31 protein-coding genes are annotated in these 26034 nt (G+C 73.2%); 13 read left to right on the plus strand and 18 right to left on the minus strand.

Features of this window, described 5'->3' with window-relative positions; translation table 11 throughout:
• Window positions 1-16 precede the first annotated feature (16 nt).
• Window positions 17-520, minus strand: coding sequence for a DUF6578 domain-containing protein (locus tag ABZ576_RS01665; protein ID WP_360734589.1), 504 nt, complete (start codon window positions 518-520; stop codon window positions 17-19).
• Between the two features lie 108 nt (window positions 521-628).
• On the opposite strand from ABZ576_RS01665, the gene ABZ576_RS01670 reads away from it, so the two are divergent.
• Window positions 629-1429, plus strand: coding sequence for a site-2 protease family protein (locus ABZ576_RS01670; RefSeq protein WP_360734592.1), 801 nt, complete (start codon window positions 629-631; stop codon window positions 1427-1429).
• On the opposite strand, the gene ABZ576_RS01675 is transcribed toward ABZ576_RS01670, so the two are convergent.
• Genes ABZ576_RS01675 through ABZ576_RS01685 form a run of 3 tightly spaced genes read right to left on the minus strand, consistent with a single transcriptional unit; the run spans window position 1419 to window position 3487 of the window.
• A complete protein-coding gene (locus tag ABZ576_RS01675) occupies window positions 1419-1658 on the minus strand; it encodes a hypothetical protein (RefSeq protein ID WP_360734595.1) in 240 nt (79 codons plus the stop codon). The genes ABZ576_RS01670 and ABZ576_RS01675 overlap by 11 nt on opposite strands.
• Before the next feature lie 13 nt (window positions 1659-1671).
• Window positions 1672-2376: an NADPH-dependent F420 reductase gene (gene npdG / locus ABZ576_RS01680; protein WP_360734597.1), complete on the minus strand. Its 705-nt coding sequence runs from the start codon at window positions 2374-2376 to the stop codon at window positions 1672-1674.
• A gap of 37 nt (window positions 2377-2413) precedes the next feature.
• Window positions 2414-3487, minus strand: coding sequence for a sialidase family protein (locus tag ABZ576_RS01685; protein ID WP_360734599.1), 1074 nt, complete (start codon window positions 3485-3487; stop codon window positions 2414-2416).
• 104 nt (window positions 3488-3591) lie between these two features.
• Between ABZ576_RS01685 and ABZ576_RS01690 the strand changes: the two genes are divergently transcribed.
• Window positions 3592-4191, plus strand: coding sequence for a hypothetical protein (locus ABZ576_RS01690; protein WP_360734602.1), 600 nt, complete (start codon window positions 3592-3594; stop codon window positions 4189-4191).
• A gap of 152 nt (window positions 4192-4343) precedes the next feature.
• On the opposite strand, the gene ABZ576_RS01695 is transcribed toward ABZ576_RS01690, so the two are convergent.
• Window positions 4344-4577, minus strand: a complete 234-nt coding sequence (locus ABZ576_RS01695; RefSeq protein ID WP_360734604.1) for a hypothetical protein — start codon at window positions 4575-4577, stop codon at window positions 4344-4346.
• A 58-nt stretch (window positions 4578-4635) separates the two neighbouring features.
• Between ABZ576_RS01695 and map the strand changes: the two genes are divergently transcribed.
• Together map and ABZ576_RS01705 are read left to right on the plus strand one after the other, a co-directional pair.
• Window positions 4636-5493, plus strand: coding sequence for a type I methionyl aminopeptidase (map, locus tag ABZ576_RS01700; protein WP_360734606.1), 858 nt, complete (start codon window positions 4636-4638; stop codon window positions 5491-5493).
• 130 nt (window positions 5494-5623) lie between these two features.
• On the plus strand, window positions 5624-6271 hold the full coding sequence (locus tag ABZ576_RS01705; RefSeq protein ID WP_360734609.1) for a biliverdin-producing heme oxygenase: 648 nt from the start codon (window positions 5624-5626) through the stop codon (window positions 6269-6271).
• A 55-nt stretch (window positions 6272-6326) separates the two neighbouring features.
• Here ABZ576_RS01705 and ABZ576_RS01710 read toward each other — a convergent pair whose 3' ends face one another.
• Both ABZ576_RS01710 and ABZ576_RS01715 read right to left on the minus strand, forming a co-directional pair.
• Window positions 6327-6524: a hypothetical protein gene (locus ABZ576_RS01710; RefSeq protein WP_360734611.1), complete on the minus strand. Its 198-nt coding sequence runs from the start codon at window positions 6522-6524 to the stop codon at window positions 6327-6329.
• A 115-nt stretch (window positions 6525-6639) separates the two neighbouring features.
• Window positions 6640-7284 carry a PhzF family phenazine biosynthesis protein gene (locus tag ABZ576_RS01715; protein ID WP_360734614.1) on the minus strand — a complete coding sequence of 215 codons (645 nt, stop codon included), beginning with the start codon at window positions 7282-7284 and terminating at the stop codon, window positions 6640-6642.
• Window positions 7285-7519: 235 nt separating this feature from the next.
• Between ABZ576_RS01715 and efeO the strand changes: the two genes are divergently transcribed.
• From efeO to ABZ576_RS01735, 4 genes are read left to right on the plus strand one after another with little or no spacing between them, the layout of a single operon-like run.
• Window positions 7520-8656, plus strand: coding sequence for an iron uptake system protein EfeO (efeO, locus tag ABZ576_RS01720; RefSeq protein WP_360734617.1), 1137 nt, complete (start codon window positions 7520-7522; stop codon window positions 8654-8656).
• Between the two features lie 17 nt (window positions 8657-8673).
• The gene (gene efeB / locus ABZ576_RS01725) at window positions 8674-9939 is read left to right on the plus strand and encodes an iron uptake transporter deferrochelatase/peroxidase subunit (protein WP_360734620.1); all 1266 of its coding nucleotides are present in this window, start codon (window positions 8674-8676) and stop codon (window positions 9937-9939) included.
• Window positions 9940-9942: 3 nt separating this feature from the next.
• A complete protein-coding gene (gene efeU, locus ABZ576_RS01730) occupies window positions 9943-10815 on the plus strand; it encodes an iron uptake transporter permease EfeU (RefSeq protein ID WP_360734623.1) in 873 nt (290 codons plus the stop codon).
• On the plus strand, window positions 10775-11767 hold the full coding sequence (locus tag ABZ576_RS01735; protein ID WP_360734626.1) for a hypothetical protein: 993 nt from the start codon (window positions 10775-10777) through the stop codon (window positions 11765-11767). The genes efeU and ABZ576_RS01735 overlap by 41 nt, the downstream gene beginning before the upstream one ends.
• A gap of 39 nt (window positions 11768-11806) precedes the next feature.
• Here ABZ576_RS01735 and ABZ576_RS01740 read toward each other — a convergent pair whose 3' ends face one another.
• From ABZ576_RS01740 to ABZ576_RS01760, 5 genes are all read right to left on the minus strand, one after another.
• Window positions 11807-12544, minus strand: a complete 738-nt coding sequence (locus ABZ576_RS01740) for a bifunctional DNA primase/polymerase (protein ID WP_360734629.1) — start codon at window positions 12542-12544, stop codon at window positions 11807-11809.
• 124 nt (window positions 12545-12668) lie between these two features.
• A complete protein-coding gene (locus tag ABZ576_RS01745; protein ID WP_360734631.1) occupies window positions 12669-13283 on the minus strand; it encodes a TetR/AcrR family transcriptional regulator in 615 nt (204 codons plus the stop codon).
• A 32-nt stretch (window positions 13284-13315) separates the two neighbouring features.
• Window positions 13316-14311: a small ribosomal subunit Rsm22 family protein gene (locus ABZ576_RS01750; RefSeq protein ID WP_360734634.1), complete on the minus strand. Its 996-nt coding sequence runs from the start codon at window positions 14309-14311 to the stop codon at window positions 13316-13318.
• 23 nt (window positions 14312-14334) lie between these two features.
• The gene (locus ABZ576_RS01755) at window positions 14335-15516 is read right to left on the minus strand and encodes a serine hydrolase domain-containing protein (protein WP_360734636.1); all 1182 of its coding nucleotides are present in this window, start codon (window positions 15514-15516) and stop codon (window positions 14335-14337) included.
• Window positions 15456-16760, minus strand: coding sequence for a multidrug effflux MFS transporter (locus ABZ576_RS01760; protein WP_360734639.1), 1305 nt, complete (start codon window positions 16758-16760; stop codon window positions 15456-15458). Before ABZ576_RS01760 ends, ABZ576_RS01755 begins: the two co-directional genes overlap by 61 nt.
• Before the next feature lie 90 nt (window positions 16761-16850).
• On the opposite strand from ABZ576_RS01760, the gene ABZ576_RS01765 reads away from it, so the two are divergent.
• Together ABZ576_RS01765 and ABZ576_RS01770 are read left to right on the plus strand one after the other, a co-directional pair.
• Complete coding sequence (locus ABZ576_RS01765; protein ID WP_360734642.1) at window positions 16851-17867, plus strand: Gfo/Idh/MocA family oxidoreductase; 1017 nt, start codon at window positions 16851-16853, stop codon at window positions 17865-17867.
• A gap of 56 nt (window positions 17868-17923) precedes the next feature.
• Window positions 17924-18682: an SDR family oxidoreductase gene (locus ABZ576_RS01770; RefSeq protein WP_360734645.1), complete on the plus strand. Its 759-nt coding sequence runs from the start codon at window positions 17924-17926 to the stop codon at window positions 18680-18682.
• A gap of 340 nt (window positions 18683-19022) precedes the next feature.
• On the opposite strand, the gene ABZ576_RS01775 is transcribed toward ABZ576_RS01770, so the two are convergent.
• On the minus strand, window positions 19023-20246 hold the full coding sequence (locus tag ABZ576_RS01775; RefSeq protein WP_360734648.1) for a D-alanyl-D-alanine carboxypeptidase: 1224 nt from the start codon (window positions 20244-20246) through the stop codon (window positions 19023-19025).
• A 242-nt stretch (window positions 20247-20488) separates the two neighbouring features.
• A complete protein-coding gene (locus ABZ576_RS01780; protein ID WP_360734650.1) occupies window positions 20489-20815 on the minus strand; it encodes a nuclear transport factor 2 family protein in 327 nt (108 codons plus the stop codon).
• Between the two features lie 127 nt (window positions 20816-20942).
• Here ABZ576_RS01780 and ABZ576_RS01785 point away from each other — a divergent pair, with 127 nt between their 5' ends.
• Window positions 20943-21488, plus strand: coding sequence for a DoxX family protein (locus ABZ576_RS01785; RefSeq protein ID WP_360734653.1), 546 nt, complete (start codon window positions 20943-20945; stop codon window positions 21486-21488).
• Window positions 21489-21639: 151 nt separating this feature from the next.
• Here ABZ576_RS01785 and ABZ576_RS01790 read toward each other — a convergent pair whose 3' ends face one another.
• From ABZ576_RS01790 to ABZ576_RS01800, 3 genes are all read right to left on the minus strand, one after another.
• A complete protein-coding gene (locus ABZ576_RS01790) occupies window positions 21640-22101 on the minus strand; it encodes a hypothetical protein (protein WP_360734656.1) in 462 nt (153 codons plus the stop codon).
• A 77-nt stretch (window positions 22102-22178) separates the two neighbouring features.
• Window positions 22179-22367 (minus strand): hypothetical protein, encoded by a 189-nt coding sequence (locus ABZ576_RS01795; RefSeq protein ID WP_360734658.1) that lies wholly within the window; start codon window positions 22365-22367, stop codon window positions 22179-22181.
• Window positions 22364-23698 (minus strand): alpha/beta hydrolase, encoded by a 1335-nt coding sequence (locus ABZ576_RS01800; protein ID WP_360734660.1) that lies wholly within the window; start codon window positions 23696-23698, stop codon window positions 22364-22366. The genes ABZ576_RS01795 and ABZ576_RS01800 overlap by 4 nt, the downstream gene beginning before the upstream one ends.
• A gap of 68 nt (window positions 23699-23766) precedes the next feature.
• Here ABZ576_RS01800 and ABZ576_RS01805 point away from each other — a divergent pair, with 68 nt between their 5' ends.
• The gene (locus tag ABZ576_RS01805) at window positions 23767-24384 is read left to right on the plus strand and encodes a TetR-like C-terminal domain-containing protein (RefSeq protein WP_360734663.1); all 618 of its coding nucleotides are present in this window, start codon (window positions 23767-23769) and stop codon (window positions 24382-24384) included.
• 59 nt (window positions 24385-24443) lie between these two features.
• Window positions 24444-24662 carry a DUF6087 family protein gene (locus ABZ576_RS01810; protein ID WP_360734665.1) on the plus strand — a complete coding sequence of 73 codons (219 nt, stop codon included), beginning with the start codon at window positions 24444-24446 and terminating at the stop codon, window positions 24660-24662.
• A gap of 279 nt (window positions 24663-24941) precedes the next feature.
• On the opposite strand, the gene tgmC is transcribed toward ABZ576_RS01810, so the two are convergent.
• Window positions 24942-26003, minus strand: coding sequence for an ATP-grasp peptide maturase system methyltransferase (gene tgmC, locus ABZ576_RS01815; RefSeq protein ID WP_360734668.1), 1062 nt, complete (start codon window positions 26001-26003; stop codon window positions 24942-24944).
• Between the last annotated feature and the right edge of the window lie 31 nt (window positions 26004-26034).

Raw genomic sequence — 26034 nt, forward strand, 5'->3', positions numbered from 1 at the left:
CGCGGTCCGAACGCCGTCAGGGCCGCTCACCGGCCCCGGCCGGCGGAACATCCGGAACGTCCGGGACGTTCGGGACATCCGGTATGTCCAGGGTGACGAGGGCGCCGCGGGTCCGGCGCACCCGGCCGGGGCCGGCGCCAGGGTCCGGCTCCTCCTCCTCGAACCACCTCGGGCAGCGGTCGACGGACTCCAGGGTGACCGCGCCGGGCACCGCCTCGAGCGTGTACGGGGGTTTGCGGAAGACCACCGTGCCGGGCTCCACGTCGTCGGGGACGGGCGGGACGGGTCGCGGGTGGACGGTGTGCTCCTGGTGGACCAGCTCGATGGCGCGGACCCGGCCGGTGGTCGCCCGGCCGGGTCCGCCGTGGTTCTCCACCCAGGCCGCGGCGCCGTGGTGCCCGTCCGGCGGCTCCCGCCCGTCGACGGCGACGAGCCGCCAGGCGACCTCGTCCCCGACGGCGAACGGCGTGCCGCAGCACTGGAGCTGCCAGTCCTCGTAGAACACCCTCGTCCGAGCCATTCCCCCACCTTCCAGGAACCGGACGGCCGTCGCGAGGCGTTTTCCCCACGCGTCGGCGGCCGGTACGGTCGCAGTCTTGACCGTTTCCGGCCGTACAGGAGTCCGCCCATGACGACCGCCACCACCCGCCACGGCGACCGGCAGGTCAGTCCCGTGTTCGTCGGGATCCTCGCCGTGACGGCGGTGACCGGCTGGGCCACCTGGACCGGCTTCGCCGTGCAGCCGGGCATAGCGGTGTTCCTGTTCGTGACCGCGGCCTGGATCGTCTCCCTGTGCCTGCACGAGTACGCGCACGCGCGCACCGCCCTGCACGGCGGGGACATCACGGTGGGCGCGAAGGGCTATCTCACGCTGAACCCGCTGAAGTACACGCACGCCCTGCTGAGCATCGTGCTCCCGGTGCTGTTCGTGATCATGGGCGGGATCGGTCTGCCCGGTGGCGCGGTGTTCATCGAGCGCGGCCGGATCCGGGGCCGCTGGCGGCACAGCCTGATCTCGGCGGCGGGTCCGCTGACGAACGTGCTGTTCGCCGCGGTGTGCACGGCGCCCTTCTGGCTGGACGCCCTGGACGGCGTGCCCGCGGACTTCCGGTACGCGCTGGCGTTCCTGGCGCTGCTGCAGGTGACGGCGGCGCTCCTGAACTTCCTGCCGGTTCCGGGTCTGGACGGCTACGGCGTCATCGAGCCGTGGCTGTCGTACCGGGTGAAGCGGCAGGTGGAGCCGTACGCGCCGTTCGGGCTGCTGTTCGTGTTCGCGCTGCTGTGGGTGCCGTCGGTCAACGACGCGTTCTTCGACGTGATCGACGCGGTCATGCGCGCACTGGACGTCGACGACTTCTCCCGGTACTGCGGCGAGGCGGACTACCGCTTCTGGCAGGAGACCCCGGAGATCTGCTCGCTCAGCTCGTGACGGAGCCGCCCTGCCCGCCGGTCCGGCCGCGCTTGACGTAGTACCAGGTCATGTTGGAGGACAGGCCCGCCAGCAGCACCCAGACGATCCCCAGCCAGCTGCCGCGGGTGAAGGAGACGACCGCCGCGGCCACGGCGAGGAGGCAGACGACGAGCGGGTAGTAGGCGATGCGGGGCATGGGACCGGGCTCCTGTCGGGGGACACTGCTACGCCGACCAGTGTCCCCCATCGCCGCGGACGGCTCACACGTCGGTGACCCGCAGCCCGGCGTGCGCCTTGTACCGGCGGTTGACCGAGATCAGGTTCGCCACCAGCGACTCCACCTGGTGGGCGTTGCGCAGCCGGCCGGCGAAGACGCCGCGCATGCCGGGGATGCGGCCGGCCAGCGCCTGCACGATCTCCACGTCGGCGCGCGCCTCGCCCAGCACCATCACGTCGGTGTCGATGCGCTCGGTCCGCGGGTCCTGGAGCAGGACGGCCGACAGGTGGTGGAAGGCGGCGGTGACCCGGGAGTCCGGCAGCAGGGCGGCGGCCTGCTCGGCGGCGCTTCCCTCCTCCGGCTTGAGGGCGTAGGCGCCCTTCTTGTCGAAGCCGAGCGGGTTGACGCAGTCCACGACGAGCTTCCCGGCCAGTTCCTCGCGCAGCGACGCCAGCGTGTCGCCGTGGCCGTCCCACGGTACGGCGACGATCACGATGTCGCTGCGGCGCGCGGCCTCGGCGTTGTCGGCGCCCTCGATGCCGTGGCCGAGTTCGCCGGCGGCGGCACGGGCGCGCTCGGCGGCACGGGAGCCGATGATCACCTTCTGCCCGGCCCGGGCGAGCCGGTAGGCGAGGCCCTTGCCCTGCGGGCCGGTGCCGCCGAGCACGCCGACGACGTGCCCGGAGACGTCGGGCAGGTCCCAGGGGTCCTTGGCGGGAGCCTTCTGTGCGCTGTCGGTAGAGGTCATGGCCCGACTCTACGTGCGCGCGCGGACCCCCGGCGGCTCAGGTCAGCCGGTGCACCGGCACCCGGCGGAAGGTGATCGTCTCGTAGGCGCCGAAGTCGCCCGTCTCGTACAGCAGCCCGACCGTGCGCGGGTCGACGCGGACGAGGTCGGAGTAGGCGGCGGGCAGCCCGTCGACGGTGAACGCCGGCCGCCAGGTGGTGCCGCCGTCGCCGGAGGCGCGGATCGTCATCAGGGCGCGGGAGGCGGGGTCGGCCGGGGCGGCGAAGAGCAGCAGGTCGGGGTCGCGCAGCTGGAGCACGGAGGCCTCGCAGACCGGCGCGGTGAGCCCGGCCTGGGGCCGGAAGGGCTTCACGAGCGTCTTCCCGCCGTCCCGGGAGTGGGCGTCGGCGCGGTTGCCCGGGGACGGGGAGTCGTTGCGGGTGTTGAGGTAGACGCGGCCGTCGGGGAGTTCGGCGGCGGTGGTCTCGTTGACGTTGACGTAGCCGTCGGTGTTCTCGTCCAGGTAGCCGAGGTACCAGCTCTCGCCGCGGTCGTCGCTCAGCAGGCAGTGACCGCTGTTGTACCGGGCCTCGGCGCCGGTGTCGCTGCCGGTGGGCGGCAGGGTGTGGTTGGCCGGGACGAGGACGCGGCCCGAGGTCAGCTGGAGGGCGTGGCCGGGGGTGGTGGCGTACCAGCGCCAGCCGGGCTTCTTCACCTGCCGGGTGATCTCCCTGGGCCTGGACCAGCTCACGCCGTCGTCGTCGCTGTGCTGCACCCAGACCCGGCGTCCGTCGCCGTCCGCGACCCGGCCGCGCACGATGGCCGCCTCGGTGGCGGAGGCGGCGGCGCGGATGTGCACGAGCAGGATCCGGCCGGTGTCCAGGACGACGGGGGCGGGGTTGCCGGCGAGGTCGCGCCCGTTGCTCGCCGCCACCTTGAGCGGCCCCCAGGTGCGGCCGCCGTCGGTCGAACGTTTCAGCACGATGTCGATGTGCCCGTGGTCGGCCGCGGAGGCGACCCGGCCCTCGCAGAAGGCGAGCAGGGTGCCGGACCGGCTCGCGACGACGGCGGGTATGCGGAAGCTGGCGTATCCCTCGCGGCCCGCGCGGAAGGGGACGGTGACGTCGGTCATCGGGCGGCTCCTCGGACGGGGTTGGTCGGTGCCCCTCCCCAGGACGGGCGAATTCCGGGTGAACGGCGGGTCACGAGTGGCAGGTTGCGGCAGGATGCGGTCGCATGGACGCCGTACGGGTCGCGTTGCTGCGGGAAGTGCTCGCCGGGACCGAGTGGCTGGGGGCCACCCGGCGGTTCGCGGGGCTGCTGCGCGGGTCGGTGGTGGCGCACGGGGGCGGGCTGCTGCTGGTGGGCACGCCGGAGTACGAGCCCTGGCACCTGGCCGCGCACCTGGTGGACGAGGCGGCCTGGTCGGGCACGCCCGAACTGGCGCCGACGCTGGTCCGGCACCACGCGCGCCCGGCCGATCCCGCGCACCTGGCGGTCGGGCCTGGCCGGCTCGCGGCGGCGCGGCGCGGGGAGACCCTGCTGGTGGTGGCGCCGCGGGAGCCGGCACCGCTGCTGGAGCGGGTGCACGACGCGCGGCGGGCCGGGGTGACGGTGCTGGCGCTGGGCGCGGGCGGGGGCGATCTGGCCGCCCTGGCGCACGACACGCTGGCCGTGCCGGAGCTGGACCTGGACACCGTGCAGCACCTGGTCAGCGCGGCCGCCGGGGAGAACGCGGGGGTTCCCGGCGTCTCCGCACGGGGCCGGCGGACGCTCCGGGACCGCCTGTCGCGACTGACCGACGCCCTGACGGCACCGCCCCCGGCCCCCTGGTGACCGGCCGGCCGCCCCGTGGCGCACCGGCCGGTCGGTGGTGAGCTCGCGGGCACACGCCCGGGGGATCACCGTGGCCTCGGGATCGGCGGTGCCCGCGCTGGACGCCGCGGCCCGACGGACCCGGCGGGCCGGCGGCCACCAGCGCCCTCCGGTCAGCTCTCCGTGGTGTCGCCGCCGGCCGGCGCGTCGTGCCAGCGCGGGTCGTTCTCCCACTGGAGGTTGCGTTCGGCGGCGCTCTCCATGGCGTGCCGGGCCTCGTCCCGGGAGGCGTACGGCCCGAAGCGGTCCTTGCCCGGGCAGTCCGGGCCCTCCTCGACCTTCTTGTGCTCCAGGCAGTAGTACCACTCGCCCGGCTTGCCGGCGGTGCGCTTCTTGAACAGGGCCATGGGCAGCTCCTCTCGCCACCGACATGTTCCCCCATGTCCGCTGGATAGACTCGCTGGCATGTCTGGCCAGTCGCTGCTCGTACCAGGGGAGCTGTCCCCCACCCGTTCGGTCCCCGGAAACATCCGCCGCCCCGAGTACGTCGGCAAACCCGCGCCGGCGCCGTACACCGGGCCCGAGGTGCAGACCCCGGAGACCATCGAGGCGATGCGGACCGCCGGCCGTATCGCCGCGCAGGCGATGGCGGAGGCCGCGAAGATCATCGCGCCGGGGGTCACCACGGACCGGCTCGACAAGGTCGCCCACGAGTACATGTGCGACCACGGGGCCTACCCGTCCACGCTCGGCTACCGCGGCTTCCCGAAGTCGCTGTGCACGTCGGTCAACGAGGTCATCTGCCACGGCATCCCGGACTCGACGGTGCTGCGCGACGGCGACATCGTCAACCTGGACGTGACCGCGTACTTCGGCGGGGTGCACGGTGACAACAACGCCACCTACCTGGTCGGTGAGGTCGACGAGGAGTCGCGGCTGCTGGTGGAGCGCACCCGCGAGGCGCTGAACCGGGCGATCAAGGCGGTCAAGCCCGGCCGGCAGATCAACGTCATCGGCCGGGTCATCGAGTCGTACGCCAAGCGCTTCGGTTACGGCGTCGTGCGGGACTTCACCGGCCACGGCATCAACTCGTCCTTCCACTCCGGGCTGATCATCCCGCACTACGACAGCCCGCACGCCACGACGGTGATGCAGCCCGGCATGACCTTCACGATCGAGCCGATGCTGACGCTGGGCACCCACGAGTACGACATGTGGGAGGACGGCTGGACGGTCGTCACCAAGGACCGCAAGCGGACCGCCCAGTTCGAGCACACGCTGGTGGTGACGGAGACCGGCGCGGAGATCCTGACCCTGCCGTGACCCCGCCCGCCCACGAGCCCGCCCCGGCGCCCCGGGGCGGGCTTTCCGCTGCCCGCGCCCGGTCCTGATGTTTTTCCGACACACTGTCGGTAAACTGGCCGGCACCAGGCCGGCCGACCGGGGAGTGTCCATGGAGCCGTTCTCAGCCGTCATCCGCAGGGCGTCGCACGAGCAGCACGAGGCGGTGCAGACGTCGACGTTCATGAGCGGTCTGATCGCCGGCCGGCTCGGCGTGGCGGCGTACGCGCGCTACACCGAGCAGCTGTGGTTCGTGTACGACGCCCTGGAGGGCGGGACCGGGAGGCTGGCGGCGGATCCGGTGGCGGGGCCCTTCGTCCGCCCCGAGCTGTTCCGGCTGGCCGCGCTGGAGCGGGACCTGGCGCACCTGCGCGGCCCCGGCTGGCGGACGGGCCTGCGCGCCCTGCCGGCGACCCGGGCCTACGCGGACCGGGTGCGGGAGTGCGCCCGGCGCTGGCCCGGCGGGTACGTCGCCCACCACTACACCCGGTACCTCGGCGACCTCTCCGGCGGACAGATCATCCGGGACCGGGCGGAGCGGACCTGGGGCTTCACCCGCAAGGGCGACGGGGTCCGCTTCTACGTCTTCGAGGAGATCCCCAACCCGGCGGCGTTCAAGCGGGATTACCGGGAGCTGCTGGACGCGCTCGCGGTGGACGAGCTGGAGCGGCAGCGGGTGGTGGCCGAGTGCCGGCGGGCGTTCGCGCTGAACACCGAGGTCCTGCGGGCCCTGGGCGAGGAGTTCCCGCTGAGCGCGTGAGCCCCGGACGACCGGGTCCCCCCGGCCGCGTGCGGCAGGGGGGACCCGGTTCGCATCAGCGCAGGTAGTCGCGGCAGTGGGCGCCGGCCCAGGCGATGTGGTTCTCCAGCGAGTCCAGTTCGCCGGCGTACGGGCTGCAGACGGCCCCGTCGTCGCCCTTGTCGTCGTGGGTGTGCGCGCTTGCCGTCGTCGCACCGACGGCGGCGAGCGCGGCGGCGAGGGCGGTCGCGGCCAGGACTGATCCGATGCGCATGGTGCTCCTTACAGGGAGGCGGAGTGGTCACGCCCAGTGGTCCCCGTTCGCCCGCGCGCGCACACGCGAATCCACCCGGACGGGGGCACGGACCGTCACCCGGACGCCGCAGGCATCAGCGTTCCAGGACGACCCGGCCGCCGATCTCCACCCACCCGTGCGGCTGCGGGGCGGTGAGGATCTGCGAGCCCCGGCCCTGGATGATGTTGAGGGCGCGGCCGAGCCGGTCGGTGAGCAGCAGGGCCGCCGCACCCGTCGCCTCGTCCTCCTCGATGCCGTCGTCCCGGCCGGGGAAGCCGCGGGCCCGGATCCGTCCGGCCGCCTCGTCCTCCCAGGCCCAGGCGTAGACCCACTCCCCTCGCGGCGGCACGGCGAGGGCGTCGACCTCGGCGGCACCGTCGAAGCGGCGCAGGGTGCGCGGGGGTGCCCACTCCGCGCGGGCCTCGATCCAGCTGAACTCGCCGTCCTGCCGGGCCCCGACGATCCCGGCCGGCGTGACCAGCTCGGGCACGTCGAGCAGCCAGGCCGCGCCCACGCAGGGGTGGCCGGCGAAGGGCAGCCGCAGGGTGGGCGTGTAGATGTCGATCACTCCGCGCTCGGGGTCGTCCACGAACACGGTCTCGCTGAAGCCGAGTTTGGCGGCGAACTCCTGCCGCTCGGCCCGCTCCGGGATCCGCGAGCCGTCTCGCACGACCCCCAGCTCGTTGCCGTAGCCGCCGTTCGGCCCGCAGAAGACGCGGAGTACGTCGTAATCAGTCACTCCGGAATTGAAACACCGTGCGCCGGACCGGACGCCGGTGCGGCGTCCCGTGGCACGCCACGACAGCCGTTGACCGTTCCTTGACCATCGCTTGGCGTCACATTTGAGCCATCGAGATCGAGCCGTTTCCGTGTCCGGCGGGTGAGAGCTGAATCACCACCCGTGAGGGTATGGGTGAGGTAAGGCTCATGTAAGTTAGGGCAGCCTCACCAGACCTGACCCGCTTGGAGCACGCATGCGAGCCGTCCGACTGACCGTCACCGCCGCCGCTACCGTGGCGGCTCTGACCGCCCTCTCGGCCTGCACCTCGAAGAGCGACGCCAAGGACGGTGACGCCATCCAGGTGACCGCGGCCGACTCCACGTGCGACACCTCCACCGGGTCCGTCCCGGCCGGCCGGGTCACGCTGAAGATCGAGAACAAGGGCTCGAAGGCGACCGAGGTCGAGATCCTCTTCCCGGACGACCGGATCGTCTCCGAGAAGGAGAACATCGGACCGGGCACCAAGTACACGCTCACGGCCGAGGTGAAGGCCGGCTCGTACGAGATCGCCTGCCGGCCCGGCATGAAGGGCCACGGTGTCCGGCAGAAGCTGACCGTCACCGGCGGCGGCACGACCGCCAAGCGGGACCCGAAGCTGGACACGGCCGTCGCCCAGTACCGCATGTACGCGCAGGACCAGGCCGACGAGACGGTGCCGCGGGTCGAGGCCTTCGCGAAGGCGATCAAGGACGGCGACCTGGAGGCCGCGAAGAAGGCGTACGGCGTCTCCCGCCTCGGCTGGGAGCGCACCGAGCCGGTCGCCGAGTCCTTCGGTGACATCGACCCGAAGGTCGACTTCCGCGAGGACGGCCTGGAGGACGGCCAGAAGTGGACCGGCTGGCACCGGCTGGAGAAGGCCCTCTGGCACGACAAGAAGATCGGCGCCGAGGAGAAGGCCCTCGCCGACCAGCTGGTGAAGGACCTCAAGGACTGGCAGAAGCGGGTCGGCAAGGCCGAGATCACCCCGACCTCCATGGCCAACGGCGCCAAGGAGCTGCTGGACGAGGTCGCCACCGGCAAGGTCACCGGCGAGGAGGACCGCTACGCGCACACCGACCTGGTCGACTTCAAGGGCAACGTCGAGGGCGCCCAGAAGGCGTACGAACTGCTGAAGCCGGTCGCCGCGAAGAACGACCCGGCGCTGACCAAGGAACTGGACAAGCAGTTCACCGCGCTGAACACACTGCTCGACAAGTACCGCTCGGACACGACGTCGTACGAGTTCGTCTCCTACGACAAGGTCGCCAAGGACCAGCGCAAGGAGCTGTCGGACGCGGTGAACGCGCTCGCCGAGCCGCTGTCCAAGCTCGCCGCCGCGGTCGTGAAGTAGTACGGAGGGGCTGAGCGATGACCGAGACGCAGACCGGTGGCACCCAGGGGGCCAACCCGTCGCGCCGCTCGCTGATCGGCTGGGGCGGTGCCGGGCTCGCGCTCGGTGCCGCGGCGGCCGGCGGCGCGGTGGCGATGGCGCGGGCGGGCAACGACGTGGACCCGGTGGCCGCCGAGACGGGCGGCGCGGTGGAGTTCCACGGCGCCCACCAGGCCGGCATCGCCACGCCGGTGCAGGACAGGCTGCACTTCGCCGCGTTCGACGTGAAGACCGGGGACCGCGAAGAGTTCGTCCGGATGCTGAAGGACTGGACGGCGGCGGCCCGCCGGATGACGGCGGGCAAGGCGGTCGGCGAGGGCGCCTTCGGAGGGCTCGCCGAGGCCCCGCCGGACGACACCGGCGAGGCGCTCGGGCTCAAGCCGTCACGGCTGACGCTGACGATCGGCTTCGGGCCGTCGCTCTTCGACAAGTTCGGGCTCGCGGACGAGCGGCCCGAGGCGCTGGTCGACCTGCCCAAGTTCCCCGGCGACAACCTGGACCCCGGCCGCACCGGCGGCGACCTGTGCGTCCAGGCGTGCGCCGACGACCCGCAGGTCGCGGTGCACGCGATCCGCAACCTCGCCCGGATCGGCTTCGGCAAGGTCGCCATCCGCTGGTCGCAGCTCGGCTTCGGCAAGACGTCCTCGACCACCCCGGACGCGCAGACCCCGCGCAACCTGATGGGCTTCAAGGACGGCACCCGCAACATCGCGGGCACCGAGACCGACCGGCTGAAGAAGTTCGTGTGGGTCGGCGACGGCGACGGGCCCGACTGGATGACCGGCGGCTCGTACCTGGTCGCCCGGCGCATCCGCATGCACATCGAGACCTGGGACCGCACCTCGCTGCAGGAGCAGGAGGACATCTTCGGCCGGGACAAGGGCGAGGGCGCGCCGGTCGGCAAGGCCAAGGAGCACGACGAGCCGTTCCTGAAGGCGATGAAGCCGGACGCGCACGTACGCCTCGCGCACCCCGACTCCAACAACGGGATCACCATCCTGCGCCGCGGTTACTCCTTCACCGACGGCACCGACGGCATGGGCCGCCTGGACGCGGGCCTGTTCTTCCTCGCCTACCAGCGGGACGTGCGCAAGGGCTTCATCCCGCTGCAGCGCAACCTCGCCGCGCACGACTCGCTCAACGAGTACATCCAGCACGTCGGTTCGGCCGTCTTCGCGGTGCCCCCGGGCATCCGGGACGCGCACGACTGGTGGGGCCGCACGCTGTTCTCGAAGGAGGCGTGACCCGTGTTCTCCAACTACCTGATCGGCCTGCGCGAGGGCCTGGAGGCGTCGCTCGTCGTCTGCATCCTGATCGCCTACCTGGTCAAGACCGGCCGCAGGGACGCCCTGAAGCCGATCTGGGCGGGCATCGGCATCGCGATCGCCATCGCCATGGGGTTCGGCTGCGCGCTGGAGTTCGGCTCCCAGGAGCTGACCTTCCAGGCGCAGGAGGCCCTCGGCGGCTCCCTGTCGATCGTCGCCGTCGTCCTGGTGACCTGGATGGTGTTCTGGATGCGGCGCACCGCCCGGCACCTGAGGTCCGAGCTGCACGGCAAGCTGGACGCGGCCCTCGCCCTGGGCACGGGCGCGCTGGTCGCCACCGCGTTCCTGGCGGTCGGCCGGGAGGGGCTGGAGACCGCGCTGTTCGTGTGGGCCTCGGTGCACGCGGCCTCCGACGGCACCCCGCGCCCGCTGGTCGGCGTCGCCCTGGGCCTGGCCACGGCCGTCCTCCTGGGCTGGCTGTTCTACCGGGGCGCCCTGCGGATCAACCTGGCCAGGTTCTTCACCTGGACCGGCGGGATGCTGGTCGTGGTCGCGGCCGGCGTGCTGGCGTACGGCTTCCACGACCTCCAGGAGGCCGGCTGGGTCCCGGGCATCAACGAGCTGGCCTTCGACATCAGCGGCACCATCCCGCCGGACAGCTGGTACGGCACCCTGCTGAAGGGCGTGTTCAACTTCCAGCCGGACCCGACGGTCGTTCAGATCACGGTGTGGGCGCTGTATCTGGTCCCCGTGCTCGCACTGTTCCTCTCCCCGGTAGGGTTCGCCTCCGGAAAGGGGAAGGTGAAGGAGCCCGATGACCAGGGAACGCAGCCGTCGACGGCTTCGCAGGCGTGACCGGAAAGCACTCATAGCGGCCGCGCTGACCGCTTTGTCGCTCACCGCGAGCGGATGCGTGGTGGTGCACGGGGAGCGCGTGGTGCTCCCCGCGGCCACCCGCGCCGAGGCCGCCAGGGCACTGTCCGCGTTCACGGACGCGTACAACAAGGCCGACAAGGCCTACGACAGCTCGCTGGACGCGCCCTACGTCACCGGCGCCCTCGCCGACATCGACGCCGCCCGGCTGAAGGCCGGCCACGTCAACAGCCCGTCGGGGAACGCCGCCCACACCCCGCTGACGCTGACGGACGTGAAGTACACGATCCCCGCGAAGGCCGGCTGGCCGCGCTGGTTCGTCGCCGACGCCAAGGGCAACAAGGGCGGCGACTTCCGCTGGGTGCTGGTCTTCACCCGCAACGGCCTGGGCGAGCGGTGGCAGGTGACGTACCTGACCCTCATGACGCCCGGCACGGTCCCCGAGTTCAGGACGGACGAGGACGGCTGGGCCGAGGCCGTTCCGGCCGACACCACGCAACTGGCGGTCCGGCCCGCGGACCTGAGCAGGACGTACGCCGCCTACCTGAAGAGCGGCGGGCGGACCTTCGCGGACGGCCGCGACACCAGCGGGCTGCGCGCGGACCGCGCGAAGGCGGCCGAGAAGCCCGGTCTGGTCCGGCAGTTCATCGACGAGCCGCTCACCCACGGCGACTACGCGCCGCTCGCGCTGCGCACGGCCGACGGCGGCGCCCTGGTCTTCTTCACCACGCACCACTTCGAGAAGCAGACCGCCTCCGCGGGCGCCACCGTGCCGGCCCCGAAGAAGGACGTGCAGGCGCTCGTCAAGGGCGAGGTGAAGCAGTCCCTGACGCTGGAGTCGATCGCCAACGAGGCCGTGCTGGACCCGGCCGGCAGCGGGCCGGTGCGGATGCTGGGGCGGATCCAGGGACTGACGTCCGCGCAGGGCGAGTGACCGCCCGGCTGGGTGCCGCGGGCCGGGTGACCGCCCGGCTCAGTGCCGCAGGGGCCAGGCCGCGCCGTCCTGGCCGGCCTCGGTGCCCACGTGCCGGGCACAGGCGTCGGTGAGCGCCTCCAGCAGGCTCAGCGGGTCCGGGAGCGGGTGCTCCGGGCCGTGCACCCAGCGCACCCGCTGGTCGTCGCCGGGCAGCCGGGCGGGCGGCACGAGGACGTAGGAGCCACGGCAGTGCCAGCGCAGGCCGGGGTGCTCGTCCATGGTCTCGGGGTGGCAGTCCAGCTCGCAGGGCCACCACTCGTCCTCGTCCTCGGGGGTGCCGCGGGTGAGGGTGAAGAACAGCATCCGCCCGTCGTCGCTCTCGGCGACCGGGCCGACCTCCACGCCGGAGCCGAGCAGCCGTTCCAGCGCCTCGCGCCCGGCCTCCAGGGGCACGTCCAGGACGTCGTGCACCATGCCGGTGGCGGTGATGAAGTTGGCCTGCGGCTGGTTCCGGGCCCAGCGCTCGATCTGGGCGCGGTCGGTGGTGGACTGCGTCTGCCAGGCGAACGACACCGGGTGCCGGGCCGGGGTGGGGCAGCCGACGCGGTCGCAGGAGCAGCGGTAGCCGGGGGCGGGGTGCGCCGCGGGGGCGAGCGGCAGGCCCGCACCGGCGGCGGCGAGCAGCAGGGCCTCACGGCCGCCTTCGTCGGCGGCGGCCTCCTTCGGGCGGCGTCCGAGCAGCCACTGGGAGAGTTTGCCCTGCCGGCCGGACCGGCCGCCGAACGTCGCGCTCATCTATCCCCTCGGTCCGCTGGTCGCCTCGCTGCTGTGCGGACAGCATGCCTCATCGTCCCATCTTCCGGTGCTCCGGGGGTCGCCGAAGGGAAGGACGGCCGTCCCGGACGGGCCGGCGGCCGGTTCAGCGGGGTGCGATCCCGTGCAGGGCGTACTCGACGAGGGTGTCCGTGTAGGCGTAGGAGACCGGCCCGGTCCGCTGCAGCCAGCGCTGCGCGAGCGGGGAGACGAACAGCTCCAGCGCGATGCGGGGGTCGACGTCGGCCCGTACCGCGCCCGTGGCCTGTGCCGCGCGCAGGCGGGCCGCGTACAGCCGGAGCTGGGGTTCGAGGAGCTTGGTGACGAACTCGCGGCCGAGCTGCTCGTTGACCACGCCCTCCGCGGCCAGCGCCCGCGACGGCGCCTCGAAGCGCGGGTCGAGCAGCTCGTCCACCGTGGCCCGCAGCACCGCCTTCAGGTCGGCGGCCAGGTCGCCGGTGTCCGGGATGGCGTCCGGCTCGTGCCCCGCCGCCTGGGCCGCCTGTTCGGCGAGGTCCAGGAACGCCTCCAGCAGGACGTCCGCCTTGGACGACCACCAGCGGTAGATGGTCTGCTTGCCCACCCCGGCCCGGGCGGCGATCGCCTCGACGGTGGTCCTCGGGTAGCCGACCTCTCCGACCAGGGCGAGGGCGGCGGCGTAGATCGCCCGGCGGGACTTCTCGCTGCGGCGGGTGGCGTCGGGGGCGGGCTTGTCGACCATGGACACGAAAGTAACAAGCGGGCGACGGCGGTCTACGACGCGGAGTCGTCCGGCGGCCAGGGGTCGCCCCAGTCGGCGTCCCGGGCCGCCTTGTACAGGTCGCCGTGGCGCTTGGTGACCGTCGTACGGCGCAGCCGCTCCTCCGCCTCGCACAGGTCGAGCAGCACCTGGCCCTTGCGGATCTGCGGGCGCCGGACCACCCGGGCGGTGGCCGGTTCGGCGGGCAGCCGGGTGGCGGCGACGTAGGCGAACTTCTCGTCCTCGTACGCCAGTGAGCCGCCCTTGACCTGGCGGTGCAGGGAGGAGCGGCCGACCCGGGCGGAGAAGTGGCACCAGTCCGTGCCGGGCGCGATGGGGCAGGCGGCGCTGTGCGGGCAGGGCGCGGCGATGTGGAAGCCGGCCCGGATCAGCCGGTCGCGGGCCTCGATCACCCGCTCGTAGCCGGCCGGGGTGCCGGCCTCGACGACGACCACGGCCCGCGCGGCGCCGGCGGCGGCGTCGACCAGGGCGGCGCGGTCGGGCTCGGCCAGCTCGTTGAGGACGTAGGACACGGTGACGAGGTCGGTGGCGTCCAGGGTGAGGTCCGTCCCGATCCGGGCGCGCCGCCAGCGGGCGTCCTTCAGGGCCGGGTGGGCGGCGGCGAGCTCCCGGCCGAGGGCGAGGGCGGGCTCGGCCCAGTCCAGCACGGTGACGGCGCGCTCGCCGGGCCAGGTCGCGGTGACGGCCCAGGTGGCGGCGCCGGTTCCGCCACCGACGTCGACGTGGCTGCCGGGGGTCCAGCCGGGCACGGCGTCGGCGAAGGCGGCCAGCGCCGAGCGGACGGCCTCGAACGTGGCGGGCATCCGGTAGGCGGCGTAGGCGGCGACGTCGGCGCGGTCGCGGAGGATCGGCGCGTGGGTCGGGGTGTCGCCCCGGTAGTTGGCGATCAGCCGGTCCACGGCTCCGGCGACCTGGGTGGGCGGCAGCCCGGCGAGCAGGTCGGCGAGGGCGGCGCGCAGGGTTTCGGCCGGGGGTGCGGGGTGGTTCACCTGCCGATTGTAAGAGGCCGTGCTCAGATCACCGCCCGCGCGAGCCGGGTCGCCAGCGCCGCGCGCGGTCCGCTGTCCGGCGGGCGGCGGCGGGGGTGGACGGTGTTGGCCAGCAGGATCAGGAAGGTGTCGGTGGCCGGGTCCAGGACCAGGGAGGTGCCGGTGAAGCCCGTGTGACCGGCCGCGCCCCGCCCCGCCAGCTCGCCCATGAAGTACGGCTGGTCCAGGGCGAAGCCCAGCCCGGGCGGGGTGAGGAGCAGCTCCACGAAGTCGGGGCCGAGGATGCGCGCGGGGCCGTAGGAGCCGCCCGCGAGCAGGGCGCGGCAGAAGACGGCCAGGTCGGGCCCGGTGGAGAAGAGGCCCGCGTGCCCGGCGACCCCGCCGAGCGCCCAGGCGTTCTCGTCGTGGACCACGCCCCGCAGCATGCCGCGGTCGGCCTTGGCCCACGGCCGCCGCTGGTCCTCGGTGGCCGCGGCGCCGGGGCAGGGCCCGAACGCGGTGGCGGTCATGCCGAGCGGCCGGGTGATGCCGTCGTGGACGAGGACGTCGAGGGTCCGGCCGGTGATGCGCTCCAGGACGAACTGGAGCAGCAGCATGTTCAGGTCGGAGTACCGGTAGGTGCCCGGCTCCGCCGTCGGCGCCTCGGCCCGCAACAGGGCGAGCCGGGCCCGGTCGTCCGGGCAGGCGTACAGCGGGAGCTCCGGGCGCAGGCCGGAGGTGTGCGTGAGCAGCTGCCGCACGGTGACCCCGTAGGCGGCGGCGCCGACGAACTCGGGCAGGTAGTAGCCGACCCGGGCGTCCATCCCGAGGGTGCCGCGCTCGATCTGCTGCACGGCGGCGACGGAGGTGAACAGCTTGGTGAGCGAGGCCAGGTCGAAGCGGGTGTCGAGGGTGGCCGGGACGCGGGCGTCGGGCGGCAGCTCGACACCGTTGTCGGTCTCCGGGTCGTAGGAGGCGTAGCGCACGGCCCAGCCCGCGGCCTCGGCCACGGCGATCACGGGGCCGCGGCCGGCCAGCACGACGGCACCGGCCGCCCAGGGGCGCTCGCCGGCGGTCAGGGCGTGTGCCGCGCCGACCAGCCGCCCGAGTTCGCCGGGGTCCAGCCCGGCGCGTTCCGGTGTGCCGGCGCGCAGTCGCGGGGCGCTCAGCTCTCGTCTCCCTCCGAGCCGGCACGGATGGTTCCCCGTGGTGTCCAGGGACGGCACATTCCCACGAAGCAGGCCGCGGCGACCAGTGCTCCCACCAGCTGGACGAGGGCCATGGGCACGGCGGTGGCCTCCCCGGCGACGCCGACGAGCGGGGAGGCCACCGCGCCGACGAGGAAGGAGGAGGTGCCGAGCAGCGCGGAGGCGGAGCCGGCGGCGTGCCGGGTGCGCAGCAGGGCGAGGGACTGGGCGTTGGGCAGCGTGATGCCCATGGCGGACATCAGCACGAACAGGGCCGCGGCGACGGGGGCGAGACCGGGCTCGCCGAGGACGCCGGAGGTCATCAGCAGCAGGGCGGTCGCGGCGAGCACGATCACGGTCAGGCCGGTGGCGAGCACCTTGTCCAGGCTGACCCGGCCGACCAGCAGCTTGCCGTTGACCTGGCCGGCGACCACCAGGCCGACGGAGTTGAGCCCGAACAGCAGGCTGAAGGTCTGCGGGGAGGCGCCGTAGATCTCCTGGACGACGAAGGGGGAGGCGGATATGTAGGCGAAGAGCGCGGCGAAGGCGAAGCCGCCCGCGAGCATGTAGCCGGTGAACGGCAGGTCGGCGAGGAGCGCGCGCATCGACCGCAGGGCCTGCCCCACTCCCCCGCCGTGCCGGTCGGCGGGCGGCAGCGTCTCGGGCAGCCGCAGCCAGACCAGGGCGCCGAGCAGGACTCCGACGACGGTGAGGACGACGAACACGCCGCGCCAGTCGGTCACCCGGAGGACCTGTCCGCCGATCAGCGGCGCCACGATCGGGGCGACCCCGGAGACGAGCATCAGGGTGGAGAAGAAGCGGGCCATGGCCACGCCGTCGTAGAGGTCGCGTACGACGGCCCGCGCGATGACGATGCCGGCCGCGCCGGCGAGGCCCTGGGCCAGCCGGAGGGCGACCAGGGTCTCGACGTCCGGCGCCACCGCGCACAGGGCGGTGGCGAGGAGGTAGACGGCGAGGCCGGTCAGCAGCGGCCGGCGGCGGCCCCAGCGGTCGCTCATCGGGCCGACCACCAGCTGCCCCAGGGCCATGCCCAGCAGGCATGCGGTGAGGGTGAGCTGGACGGTGGCGGCGGGGGCGTGCAGCGAGCGGGTCACCTCCGGCAGGGCCGGGAGGTACATGTCCATCGCGAGCGGCGGTGTGGCGGTGAGGCCGCCGAGGACGAGGACGACGAGCAGGCCGGTACGGCGGGTGGTGGCCGGGGGCCGCGCGGCGCCGGACTCGTGCTCCGTCTGCGGTGTCGATGCCGCCCGGTGCTCGGGCATGGGTCGTCCCTCCCTCTCGTACTGGACCGGGCCCCTATGCTCTCAGCTCGTACACACTGCCGAGGCACACACGAGCGAGGGCGGGGCGCGATGGCGGAGCGGAGCGTGCGGTGGGGGATCCTGGCCACAGGCGGGATCGCGGCCGCGTTCGCGGCGGATCTGGTCGATCTGCCGGACGCGGAGATCGTGGCGGTGGCCTCCCGCCGCCGGGAGTCGGCGGAGGCGTTCGCGGAGCGGTTCGGGGTGCCGCGGGCGTACGGCGACTGGGAGTCGCTGGCGGCGGACGAGGACGTCGACGTGGTGTACGTCGCCACTCCTCATGTCGCGCACCGGGCGGCGGCCGGGCTGTGCCTGGAGGCGGGGCGCAACGTGCTGTGCGAGAAGCCGTTCACGCTGAACCTGCGGGAGGCGGAGGAGCTCGTCGCGCTGGCCCGGGAGCGGGACCGCTTCCTGATGGAGGCGATGTGGATGTACTGCAATCCGCTGGTCCGGCGGCTGAAGGCGCTGGTGTCGGACGGGGCCGTCGGCGAGGTGCGCAGTGTGCACGCGGACTTCGGTCTCGCGGGTCCCTTCCCGGCGGCGCACCGGCTGCGGGACCCCGCGCTGGGCGGCGGGGCGCTGCTGGATCTGGGCGTGTACCCGGTGTCGTTCGCGCAGCTGCTGCTGGGCGAGCCGGACGGGGTCGCGGCGAGCGCGGTGCTGTCCCCGGAGGGCGTCGACCTGCAGACCGGTGCCGTGCTGTCATGGGAGAGCGGCGCGCTGGCCTCGGTGCACTGCTCGATCGTGGGCGGTACGGCCGTCACCGCCTCGGTCACCGGCACGCGGGGCCGCATCGACGTCCCGGCCGGTTTCTTCCACCCGGACCGGTTCGTGCTGCACCGGGACGGCCGCGACCCGGAGGAGTTCACCGCCGACCCGGCCGACGGGCCGCGGACCAGCCTGCGGCACGAGGCGCTGGAGGTCATGCGGGCGCTGCGGGCGGGCGAGAAGGAGTCCGCGCTGGTGCCGCTGGAGGGCACGCTCGCGGTGATGCGCACGCTGGACGCGGTGCGGGAGCGGATCGGAGTGCGCTACCCGGGTGAGGACGCGGCCGCTCTCACCAGGTAACCGTATGGCGGACATCTGATTCCGCATGACGGACTCCGCACCTAGGCTGCGGAGCCATGACTGACAGGCAATCGAAGACCGCGGTGGTGACCGGCGCCGGCTCCGGTGTCGGCCGGGCCGTCGCCGTGGAGCTGCTGCGCCACGGCTGGTCGGTGGCGCTGGCCGGCCGGCGCCCCGAGACGCTGGAGGAGACGGCGGCCCTGGCGCCGGAGGGGGCCGCGCTCGCCGTGCGCACCGACGTGTCCGTGCCCGACGACGTGGACGCCCTGTTCGCCGCGGCCGCGGAGCGGTTCGGCCGGGTGGACCTGCTGTTCAACAACGCGGGCACCTTCGGGCCCGGCGGGGTGCCGGTCGAGGAGCTGTCCTACGACGCCTGGCGGCACGTGGTGGACACCAACCTCAACGGGGCGTTCCTGTGCGCGCGGGCGGCCTACCGGCGGATGAAGGAGCAGGACCCGCAGGGCGGCCGGATCATCAACAACGGTTCCGTCTCGGCCCACACCCCCCGCCCGCACTCGGCCGCCTACACCGCGACCAAGCACGCGCTGACCGGGCTGACCAAGTCGCTGTCCCTGGACGGGCGGCCGTACCGCATCGCGGTGGGGCAGATCGACATCGGCAACGCGGCGACCGACATGACGGCCCGGATGCAGACGGGTGCCCTCCAGGCAAACGGGGAGGTAGCCCCGGAACCGGTGATGGACGTGGCCGACGTGGCGCGCACCGTCCGGCACATGGCCGAGCTGCCGCTGGAGGCGAACGTGCAGTTCGCGACGGTACTGGCGACGACGATGCCGTACATCGGGCGGGGCTGAGCCGCGGGTTCCGGGCCGCACAAGCGGAACTCCAACATCCGCACTATTGCGGCCAGTCACGGACCTGTGCTCAACTTCCCTCCACCACAGCTTCACAGTTGGAGCACAAAGGTTCCGCGACCATTCCGAGGGGGGAGCGGCGGCCGTTCCACCGGGCCGGAGTAGGGGGTGGACCTCGCGGCTGACCGCGCGGTACACGCCGGCCGGTGCGACGGCCGCCGCACGACGTCGTACGACGGGCACGCCCTCGCACGACGGGCAGGACGCCGTACGACGGGCAGGACGCCGACTGTCGGGCACGGCACCGGCCGTCGGGCACGGCGCCCGGGACAGGCTCCGTTCAGTGACGGCGTCCGGATCCGGCGGCAGGGCCCTCCTCCTGCGGCACGCCCGCCGTCCGCGCCCGGCGGCGCAGGGCCCAGGCACCCGCGCCGAGCAGCGCCAGCGCCCCGGCGGCGCCCTCGACCGCGTGCCACCCCGAGCCGCCCGCGGACGCCGCGCCGGGCGGCCCGGCCGCGGCCTGCACGGTCCCGCCCGCGGGCGACGCCGGACTCCCGCCCGCCCCGCCCTCGCCGAGCGGTTCGGCCAGGGTGCCCACCGCCCGCGCCGAACGCCCGGCTGCGAAGCCCCAGTCGAGCAGCGCGGCGGTCTCCTCGTAGACGGCGTTGCCGCCGGAGTCGGGGTGCATCACGGTGACCAGCAGGGTGCGCCCGCCGCGGGTCGCGGCGCCGGTGAAGGTGTTGCCGGCGTGGCTGGTGTAGCCGTTCTTGACGCCGAAGAGCCCGTCGTACGGCTCCAGGCCCCACGCCCCGGTCAGCAGGCGGTCGGTGTTCTGGATCTGGAAGGTCTTCTTGCCGCCGGCCGGGAAGTCGGCGGTCCTCATGCCGCAGTAGCGGCGGAAGTCGGCGTCCTTCAGGCCGTGCCGGGCGAACAGCGTGAGGTCGTACGCCGAGGAGAGCTGCCCCTTGTGGTCGAAACCGTCCGGGCTGACCACGTGGGTGTCCAGGGCCTGCAGGCTCACCGCCTGGGCCTGCATCTCGGCGACCGTCCTGGCGATGCCGCCGTTCATGCGGGACAGCACGTGCACGGCGTCGTTGCCGGAGCGCAGGAACACGCCCTGCCACAACTGCTCGACGGTGTAGGTGATGCCGGGCTTGATGCCGACCAGGCTGGAGCCGGCCGGGACGTCGGCGAGATCGGCGTCGGTGACCCGGTGACGCCGGGTCAGGTCGAACCTCGTCAGCAGGGTGTCCGCGAACAGCATCTTCAGCGTGGACGCGGGCGCGAGGCGCCGGTGCGCGCCGAAGGAGGCGAGCACCTCCCCGCTCACGCAGTCCGCGACCAGCCAGGCGCGGGCGGTGAGCTTCTCGGGCGGTCGGGCGGCGCCCCGTACCTGGACGCCGGGGCGGGCCAGGCGCTCGCCGCCGATGCGGGCGCTTCCCCGCTCGGGCGGAGCCGGGAGCCGGGGGGACGCGACGGCGGCTCCGGTGGCCGCGGACAGGGGCAGGGCGGCGGCCGTCAGCCCGAGGACGGCACGTCGGCTGAGCCGGGAACATTCACGCACTCGGGGACCGTACACCGCGCCGAGCAGGGGTTTCGCGCTTCGTGGGCCGGTACGGCGCGGAATTTGCCGCGTGATGAGAATCCGATGAGTCACCCCCCTTCCCTCAGCTCCCGCACCCCTCTCCCCCAGGGCCGCTCACCGGTTCCTCCGCAACCCGTGCCCGCGCCCGCGGCGGGCGCCGGGAACCACCCGGGAACCGCGGGGGAGCCGCCGGCGGGACGGGGGGCGGGACCGGGCCGGATTCACGCCTGCCCGGTCTCGAACCGCGAGATCCGGCCGTCGTCGTCCACGGTGAAGCGCCACTTGGTGCGCATCTCGCCCCAGGTGTCGTTGCTGTAACGGGCGAGGACGGTGCGGCCGCCGTCGGACTCGTTGTCGACCTGCATGTGGCCGTGGGACGAGAAGATCTCGCGGTCGATCCAGTCGGCGAGGTCACGGTCGGAGCCGTCGTCGGACATGGTGGCGCCGGGCGCCAGCAGGGACATGAACCCCTCGCGGTCGTGCGAGTTGACGGCGTGGACGAAGGCCCGGACGGCCGGATCGCTGAGCTTGGCTGGCTGAATCGTCATGGCGCCAGGCTCACACCGCCCCCGCGCGCCCGCCACCCGAACGGCAGCCAGAAGGGGCCGGACGGGGCCCCGGGTGCCAGAGTGGGAGCAGGGGGTCTGTCCGTCCGCCTGCCGCATGGGAGTCACCGTGAGCTGTTACGACCGACGTGATCTGGGCCTGCTGCTGCTCCGGCTGGGCACCGGCGGGGTACTGGCGGCTCACGGCGCGCAGAAACTGTTCGGCTGGTTCGGCGGCCACGGCCTCACGGGCACCGGCCAGTTCATGGAGTCCGTCGGCTACGCGCCCGGCAAGGCGAGCGCGACGGCGGCGGGACTGGCGGAGACGGGCGGCGGTGTGCTGCTCGCGCTGGGCCTGGCGACCCCGGCGGCGGGCGCGGCGGCGGCCGGCGCGATGGCGGGGGCGGCGGCGGTCCACCTGCCGAGCGGTTTCTTCGCCCAGGAGGGCGGCTACGAGCACGCGGCGAGCCTGGGCCTGACCGCGGCCGGCCTCGCGGTCGCGGGCCCCGGCCGCCTCTCCCTCGACCACGCTCTCGGCCATGTCCTCGACCGCGGCTGGATGGTCCCGGTCGCCCTGGGCGTGACGGCGGCGGCGACGGCCGTGGTCATCGGCGCCCGCAACAAGCGGCTACGGGCCGGCCGGGAGGGCGAACAGGAAGTGCTGTTCGAGGAGTAGCGGGCGCCTCCGCGCCAACGCCTGGCCGGGGCGCCTGCCCTGACGGGGTGGTGACGGCGGACGGGGTGGTGACGGCGGACGGGGTGGTGAAGGCGGGCGAGCCGGGCTCGCCCCGGGGCAACCGCCACACCGCCGGGGAGGAGGGCGCGGATCACCCGCCCGGGCGGTACAGGACGATCAGGGAGGCCAGCAGGAGCGCGGCCGCCAGGATGAGGCCGAGCGCCCGGTGGCGGTCCCGCGCGGCCAGCGTGAGGGAGCAGGCCCATGCTCCGCCCGCCACCGTGGCGGCCGCCCAGCCGCCGGCCGACTGCGCGGCGGCGAGAGGCAGCGGCGCGAGCAGCAGGCTCGGCGGGACGACCGCGATCCTGGGGCCGGTGCCCAGGCGCTTGCAGACGAGCGCCAGGACGACCGCGGCCACCGCGAAGAGGAGGGGGAGGACGGCCACGTCCCACCAGGTGAAGCACATGCCGTCGGTCGTCGCGCACGCCTGTTCGCGGTGGCGCGCGGTCGCGTCCAGTGCCCGGCAGGCGGCGAAGGACAGCACCGCGCCGGTGACGGCCGCTCCGGCCGCCTGCGTGATCACCGGCCGGGGTCCGGTGGTGGGGGGTTCCATGCCGGTAAGCCTTTCAAGCGCCGGCAGCAGGGGCCTGAGCACGGGTACTCAGGCCCCTCGGACACATCACATGCTGCTCACAGCCCCTCGGTGGCTCCCTTCATCTCGGCCGCGAGGGTGTTCCCCAGCGTCACGACCCACTGGGCCTCGACGTCCTCGCAGGCGCCGGGCAGACAGCCGTGGTCGTCCTCCACCAGCTGCGGGCAGCCCATGAGGACCACCCTGGCGTTCGGCGCCCTGGTGTGGATGGCCTGCCACGTCTTCATTCGTGGTCGCGCAGAAAGGCAGGGATCTCGTCGCGGGTCGGGTGGTTCGGCAGGGGGGCCGGCTTGTCCTGGAGGAACGCAGTGATCACGGCGGCGGCCCGGTCGTTGTTGTCGTCGAGACCGTTCCACATGTGGTGTCCGACCCCGGGCATGTACTGCGTGCGCTGGATGGCGGGGGCGTTGGCAAGGACGGCGGTCGCCCATTGACGGACCTGGGAGGAGCACTCGGCGATCATCAGCATCGCGGGGGTCCGGGCCTGCCTCAGTTGCGGGGCTATGGAGGGCGAATCCTTGACTGTCTGCTGGACGCGGAGGCTGGCGGCGGGGCTGAAGGAGAAGTTCCGTACGGTGTCCTCGGTGGGGATGCGGTGCGCGTCGCGCGCACAGTAGGCGGATGCGGTGTCGCTGCCGAGGTCGGCGGCGGTGAAGGCGTTGTCGCCTTCGGCCTGTCCGATCAGTCCGGTGTCGGGGGTGAGAAGTCCGAGTCGCATGAGGCCGAACGCCACGGCGTACCGGGGAACGTGCGTCGATCGCGGTCCGGTCGGGTCCGGCGCGAGGCCCCGTGCGGACGCTCGGCCCTTGTGCCCGCCGAGGTGTGCGGTGGGGCCGTCCATGGGCCCTGGCTCGGCGATGACCACCCGGTGCAGGCGAGCGGCGACTCCAGGGTCGGCCAGGGCCCGGGTGAGCACGACCGCGCCTCCGGAGAATCCGAGGATGTCGGCCTTTCCCTTGTCCAGGCGGTCGACGAAGGCGGCGAGGTCACGGACCGACCTGGAGATCGTGTACTGGTCCATCGGGAGCAGGTCGCTTCGTCCGCCGCCGGCCTGTTCGTAGGCGTAGACGTCGTGGCCCTGGCGTGCCAGGAGTCGCAGGAACCGGTGGTCTTGCACCGAGATGCCGCGGACGGGTCCTCCGTGGAGGTACACGAGCGGGACGGGATGCCGGGTGCCGGGGTTCGCGGGCGCGTAGTGATACACCGCGACCCGGCTGCCCGTGGCCAGGTTCCAGTGCTGAGTGGACACGAACGGCAGCGGGGGCGGGTAGTGCCGGGCCGTCGGCACGGTCGGGATGCAGACCGTCGCCGTCAGCGCCGCCGCGACGATCACCGGCAGGAACGGCACGAGCCGCACCGGCCAGGTGCGGTGCCGGCCTCGCCACAGCGCGAGGACAGTCCCGGCACCGAAGGTCGTCGACCACGCGGCAAGCCCCGACCCCGCCCCGTCCGTGAGGGCGATCAGTGCGAGAAAGACGACGACCAGCGTCGCGACGGCGGCCAGGGCCGGCAGTAAGCGTCCGGCGAAGCGGACGAGGCGCAGGGCGGACGTGGGCACGGCGGGCCTCCGAGAGTTTCAGAACGCAGTTTCAAAACGACGTTATCAGAGGAGGTAGGCTGCTGACCGTGGGCAGGCCCAGAACAAACGACGAGGCCGTCAAAGAGCGGCTTGTGGAGTGCGCGACCGAGATGCTCGCCACCCGTCCGCGAGAGTCGGTCACGGTCCGCGCCGTGGCCGCTGCCGCCGAGGCGTCGACGACGGCGGTGTACTCCTTGTTCGGCGGTAAGGACGGGCTGATCGGCGCTGTGCGCGACAGAGCCGTCGTCGGCCTGTTCCAGGAGTTGTCGGCGGTGCAGACCTCCGCGGACCCCCTCGCCGACCTCTACGCGCTGGCCGTCGCCTACCGCCGATGGGGGTGCGGACACCGCCACCTGTACACGGTGCTGTTCGGTGGGGTGCAGTCCTTCGACCCGTCGGGAGAGGTCGGTGCCGTCGACCCGGTCCGTCCGCTCCTCGCGGCGATCGATCGCGCCTTGACGGCGTCCGTCCTCGCCGGCGACGCAACGGCGATCGCCCTGGCGATCTGGGCCACCCTGCACGGGCTCGTGACTCTCGAACTGGCCGGGGCCCTCCACGCCACCACGGCCGAGGCCGCGTTCCGCTCGTCGATCCACGCCACGCTGCGCGGATGGACGACCGCGGAGGTGTTCCGCAGCCTTCGCCAGGCCGAACTCGCTCGGTGACAGGATCGGGGCCGGTATCCGGGCTCTCCCGATTCCGGCCGGAGCACTACCCTCCGGCCATGGACGACGAACCGCTCTCGCAGTGGGCCGAGCGCCGGGACACGAGGATCGGGCAGCTCCGCGCCGTACCGTTGGGGAGCGGCGACGGCCCGAGGGCATCGCATCTGAACCCCGACGCGCCGCGCGCGATCCAGCGGTGGATCGGACACCTGTGGGAGCCGCACGGCCTCGCGGCGGACCTCGCGGAGGCAAGACGCATCCTGTTTCCCCGCACCTAGGCTGCCCCCGCCCCTGAGATCACACCGAAGCTCGGTCCCGGGACGGGCAGACACCGGAAGCCTCCGGCGCCCTGATGGTCAACCGACGCAGCCCCTGGGAGGCAGACGAGTCGGGCTGTACGCCGGGGAGAGTCACCACATCGCAATGACCTGCACAGACGTCCAGGAAGGGCGCTTTGATGGCTACCTTGTTGGCTGCGTAACGAGTGGCCCCAGCCCCGGTGCCGTCCGGACGGTACCCGCCCCCAGCTTGTGACGGACGCTCTTGCGATCGGTGGGTCAGACCGGCAGGTTCCAGGAGCGGCCGTCGGGTGCTCCGAGCCACACCTGTTGGGTACCGTCCGGGTCCACGGTCAGGCCGAGGTCGGAGTGTGGGGGTGAGCCCGCGTCCAGCCAGGCAGTGAGAGCGTCTTCCACCTGATCCCAGAGACGAAGAGGGCCGTGCTGGTGCACCGTCCAGCCGTATCCGTCCGGTTCGGTCCACGCCTGTGATCCGGTGGCGACGTCCACGAGGATCACGCCCGTGCCGGTGGTCATGAGTTCGGCGGACGGTGCGGCGAGCTGAGCGAGGAACTGCCCGGTCCAGTCGTCCAGGAGTGCGGGGTTCACGCGGGTGGCGCGGGTGTGGCCGGGATACTGGCGGAAGGTGGGTCGGGGAGGGCGTTCGTGGGGGCGGGCGAGCATGTAGCCGATCTCGTCGGGGTGGAAGCGGCCTGTGGCGGTGCCGTCGTCCTGGACGGTGAGGCGGACGAGTCCGGAGGCGAGCATCCATCCGCTGATGGTTGTGGTGATGGTTCCGCCGGCGCGCACTTGGTACAGCAAGGCTGGGGGGATGTGGCGGACGGCGCAGGTGGCCACGATGTGGTCGTATTCGGCGTCGTCCTCGTGCCCGGCTAGGCCGTCGCCGGTGATCAGCGTGGGGTGATACCCGGCGGCGTGGATGTGGTCGGCCGCCGCGGCGGCCAGGCCCGGGTCGTACTCGATGGAGTACACGTTGTTGTCGCCGAGGCGGCTGCACAGGATGGCGGTGGAATAGCCCGTACCGGTGCCGATCTCCAGCACCTTGTGACCCTCGCTGATCCCGGCGACGTCGAGCATGCGCACGATCAGGGAGGGCAGCGTGCCGGACGAGGTGGGGCGGCCGGTGACGGGTCCGGTGGCGTCGACGGCGGTGGTGCCGTCGACCTGGGTGACCCAGGTGGTGTCCTGGTAAACGAGCCCCAGCCACTTTCCGGGATCGGTCCGGTCACGGTGCACGGGGGTCCACTGGCGGCCGTCGAACTGGAACAGGCCGTTGCTAAGGAAGAGTTCGCGGGCACCGTTTCGAGGGCTGTGCGCCATGCCGGGTCGTCCACGGGGACGGCGGCGGCGA

It is taken from the genome of Streptomyces sp. NPDC013455, assembly GCF_040632975.1.
In the GTDB taxonomy this organism is placed as follows: domain Bacteria; phylum Actinomycetota; class Actinomycetes; order Streptomycetales; family Streptomycetaceae; genus Streptomyces.

Coding starts and splice junctions, on each gene's coding strand:
- efeO (WP_360734617.1), top strand. CDS start 7,520: ATGCGAGCCGTCCGACTGACCGTCACCGCCGCCGCTACCGTGGCGGCT.
- map (WP_360734606.1), top strand. CDS start 4,636: ATGTCTGGCCAGTCGCTGCTCGTACCAGGGGAGCTGTCCCCCACCCGT.
- ABZ576_RS01690 (WP_360734602.1), top strand. CDS start 3,592: ATGGACGCCGTACGGGTCGCGTTGCTGCGGGAAGTGCTCGCCGGGACC.
- ABZ576_RS01695 (WP_360734604.1), bottom strand. CDS start 4,577: ATGGCCCTGTTCAAGAAGCGCACCGCCGGCAAGCCGGGCGAGTGGTAC.
- ABZ576_RS01670 (WP_360734592.1), top strand. CDS start 629: ATGACGACCGCCACCACCCGCCACGGCGACCGGCAGGTCAGTCCCGTG.
- efeB (WP_360734620.1), top strand. CDS start 8,674: ATGACCGAGACGCAGACCGGTGGCACCCAGGGGGCCAACCCGTCGCGC.
- ABZ576_RS01790 (WP_360734656.1), bottom strand. CDS start 22,101: ATGGAACCCCCCACCACCGGACCCCGGCCGGTGATCACGCAGGCGGCC.
- ABZ576_RS01810 (WP_360734665.1), top strand. CDS start 24,444: ATGGACGACGAACCGCTCTCGCAGTGGGCCGAGCGCCGGGACACGAGG.
- ABZ576_RS01710 (WP_360734611.1), bottom strand. CDS start 6,524: ATGCGCATCGGATCAGTCCTGGCCGCGACCGCCCTCGCCGCCGCGCTC.
- tgmC (WP_360734668.1), bottom strand. CDS start 26,003: ATGGCGCACAGCCCTCGAAACGGTGCCCGCGAACTCTTCCTTAGCAAC.
- ABZ576_RS01745 (WP_360734631.1), bottom strand. CDS start 13,283: ATGGTCGACAAGCCCGCCCCCGACGCCACCCGCCGCAGCGAGAAGTCC.
- ABZ576_RS01665 (WP_360734589.1), bottom strand. CDS start 520: ATGGCTCGGACGAGGGTGTTCTACGAGGACTGGCAGCTCCAGTGCTGC.
- ABZ576_RS01795 (WP_360734658.1), bottom strand. CDS start 22,367: ATGAAGACGTGGCAGGCCATCCACACCAGGGCGCCGAACGCCAGGGTG.
- ABZ576_RS01780 (WP_360734650.1), bottom strand. CDS start 20,815: ATGACGATTCAGCCAGCCAAGCTCAGCGATCCGGCCGTCCGGGCCTTC.
- ABZ576_RS01765 (WP_360734642.1), top strand. CDS start 16,851: ATGGCGGAGCGGAGCGTGCGGTGGGGGATCCTGGCCACAGGCGGGATC.
- ABZ576_RS01735 (WP_360734626.1), top strand. CDS start 10,775: ATGACCAGGGAACGCAGCCGTCGACGGCTTCGCAGGCGTGACCGGAAA.
- ABZ576_RS01740 (WP_360734629.1), bottom strand. CDS start 12,544: ATGAGCGCGACGTTCGGCGGCCGGTCCGGCCGGCAGGGCAAACTCTCC.
- ABZ576_RS01705 (WP_360734609.1), top strand. CDS start 5,624: ATGGAGCCGTTCTCAGCCGTCATCCGCAGGGCGTCGCACGAGCAGCAC.
- npdG (WP_360734597.1), bottom strand. CDS start 2,376: ATGACCTCTACCGACAGCGCACAGAAGGCTCCCGCCAAGGACCCCTGG.
- ABZ576_RS01770 (WP_360734645.1), top strand. CDS start 17,924: ATGACTGACAGGCAATCGAAGACCGCGGTGGTGACCGGCGCCGGCTCC.
- ABZ576_RS01685 (WP_360734599.1), bottom strand. CDS start 3,487: ATGACCGACGTCACCGTCCCCTTCCGCGCGGGCCGCGAGGGATACGCC.
- ABZ576_RS01760 (WP_360734639.1), bottom strand. CDS start 16,760: ATGCCCGAGCACCGGGCGGCATCGACACCGCAGACGGAGCACGAGTCC.
- ABZ576_RS01675 (WP_360734595.1), bottom strand. CDS start 1,658: ATGGGGGACACTGGTCGGCGTAGCAGTGTCCCCCGACAGGAGCCCGGT.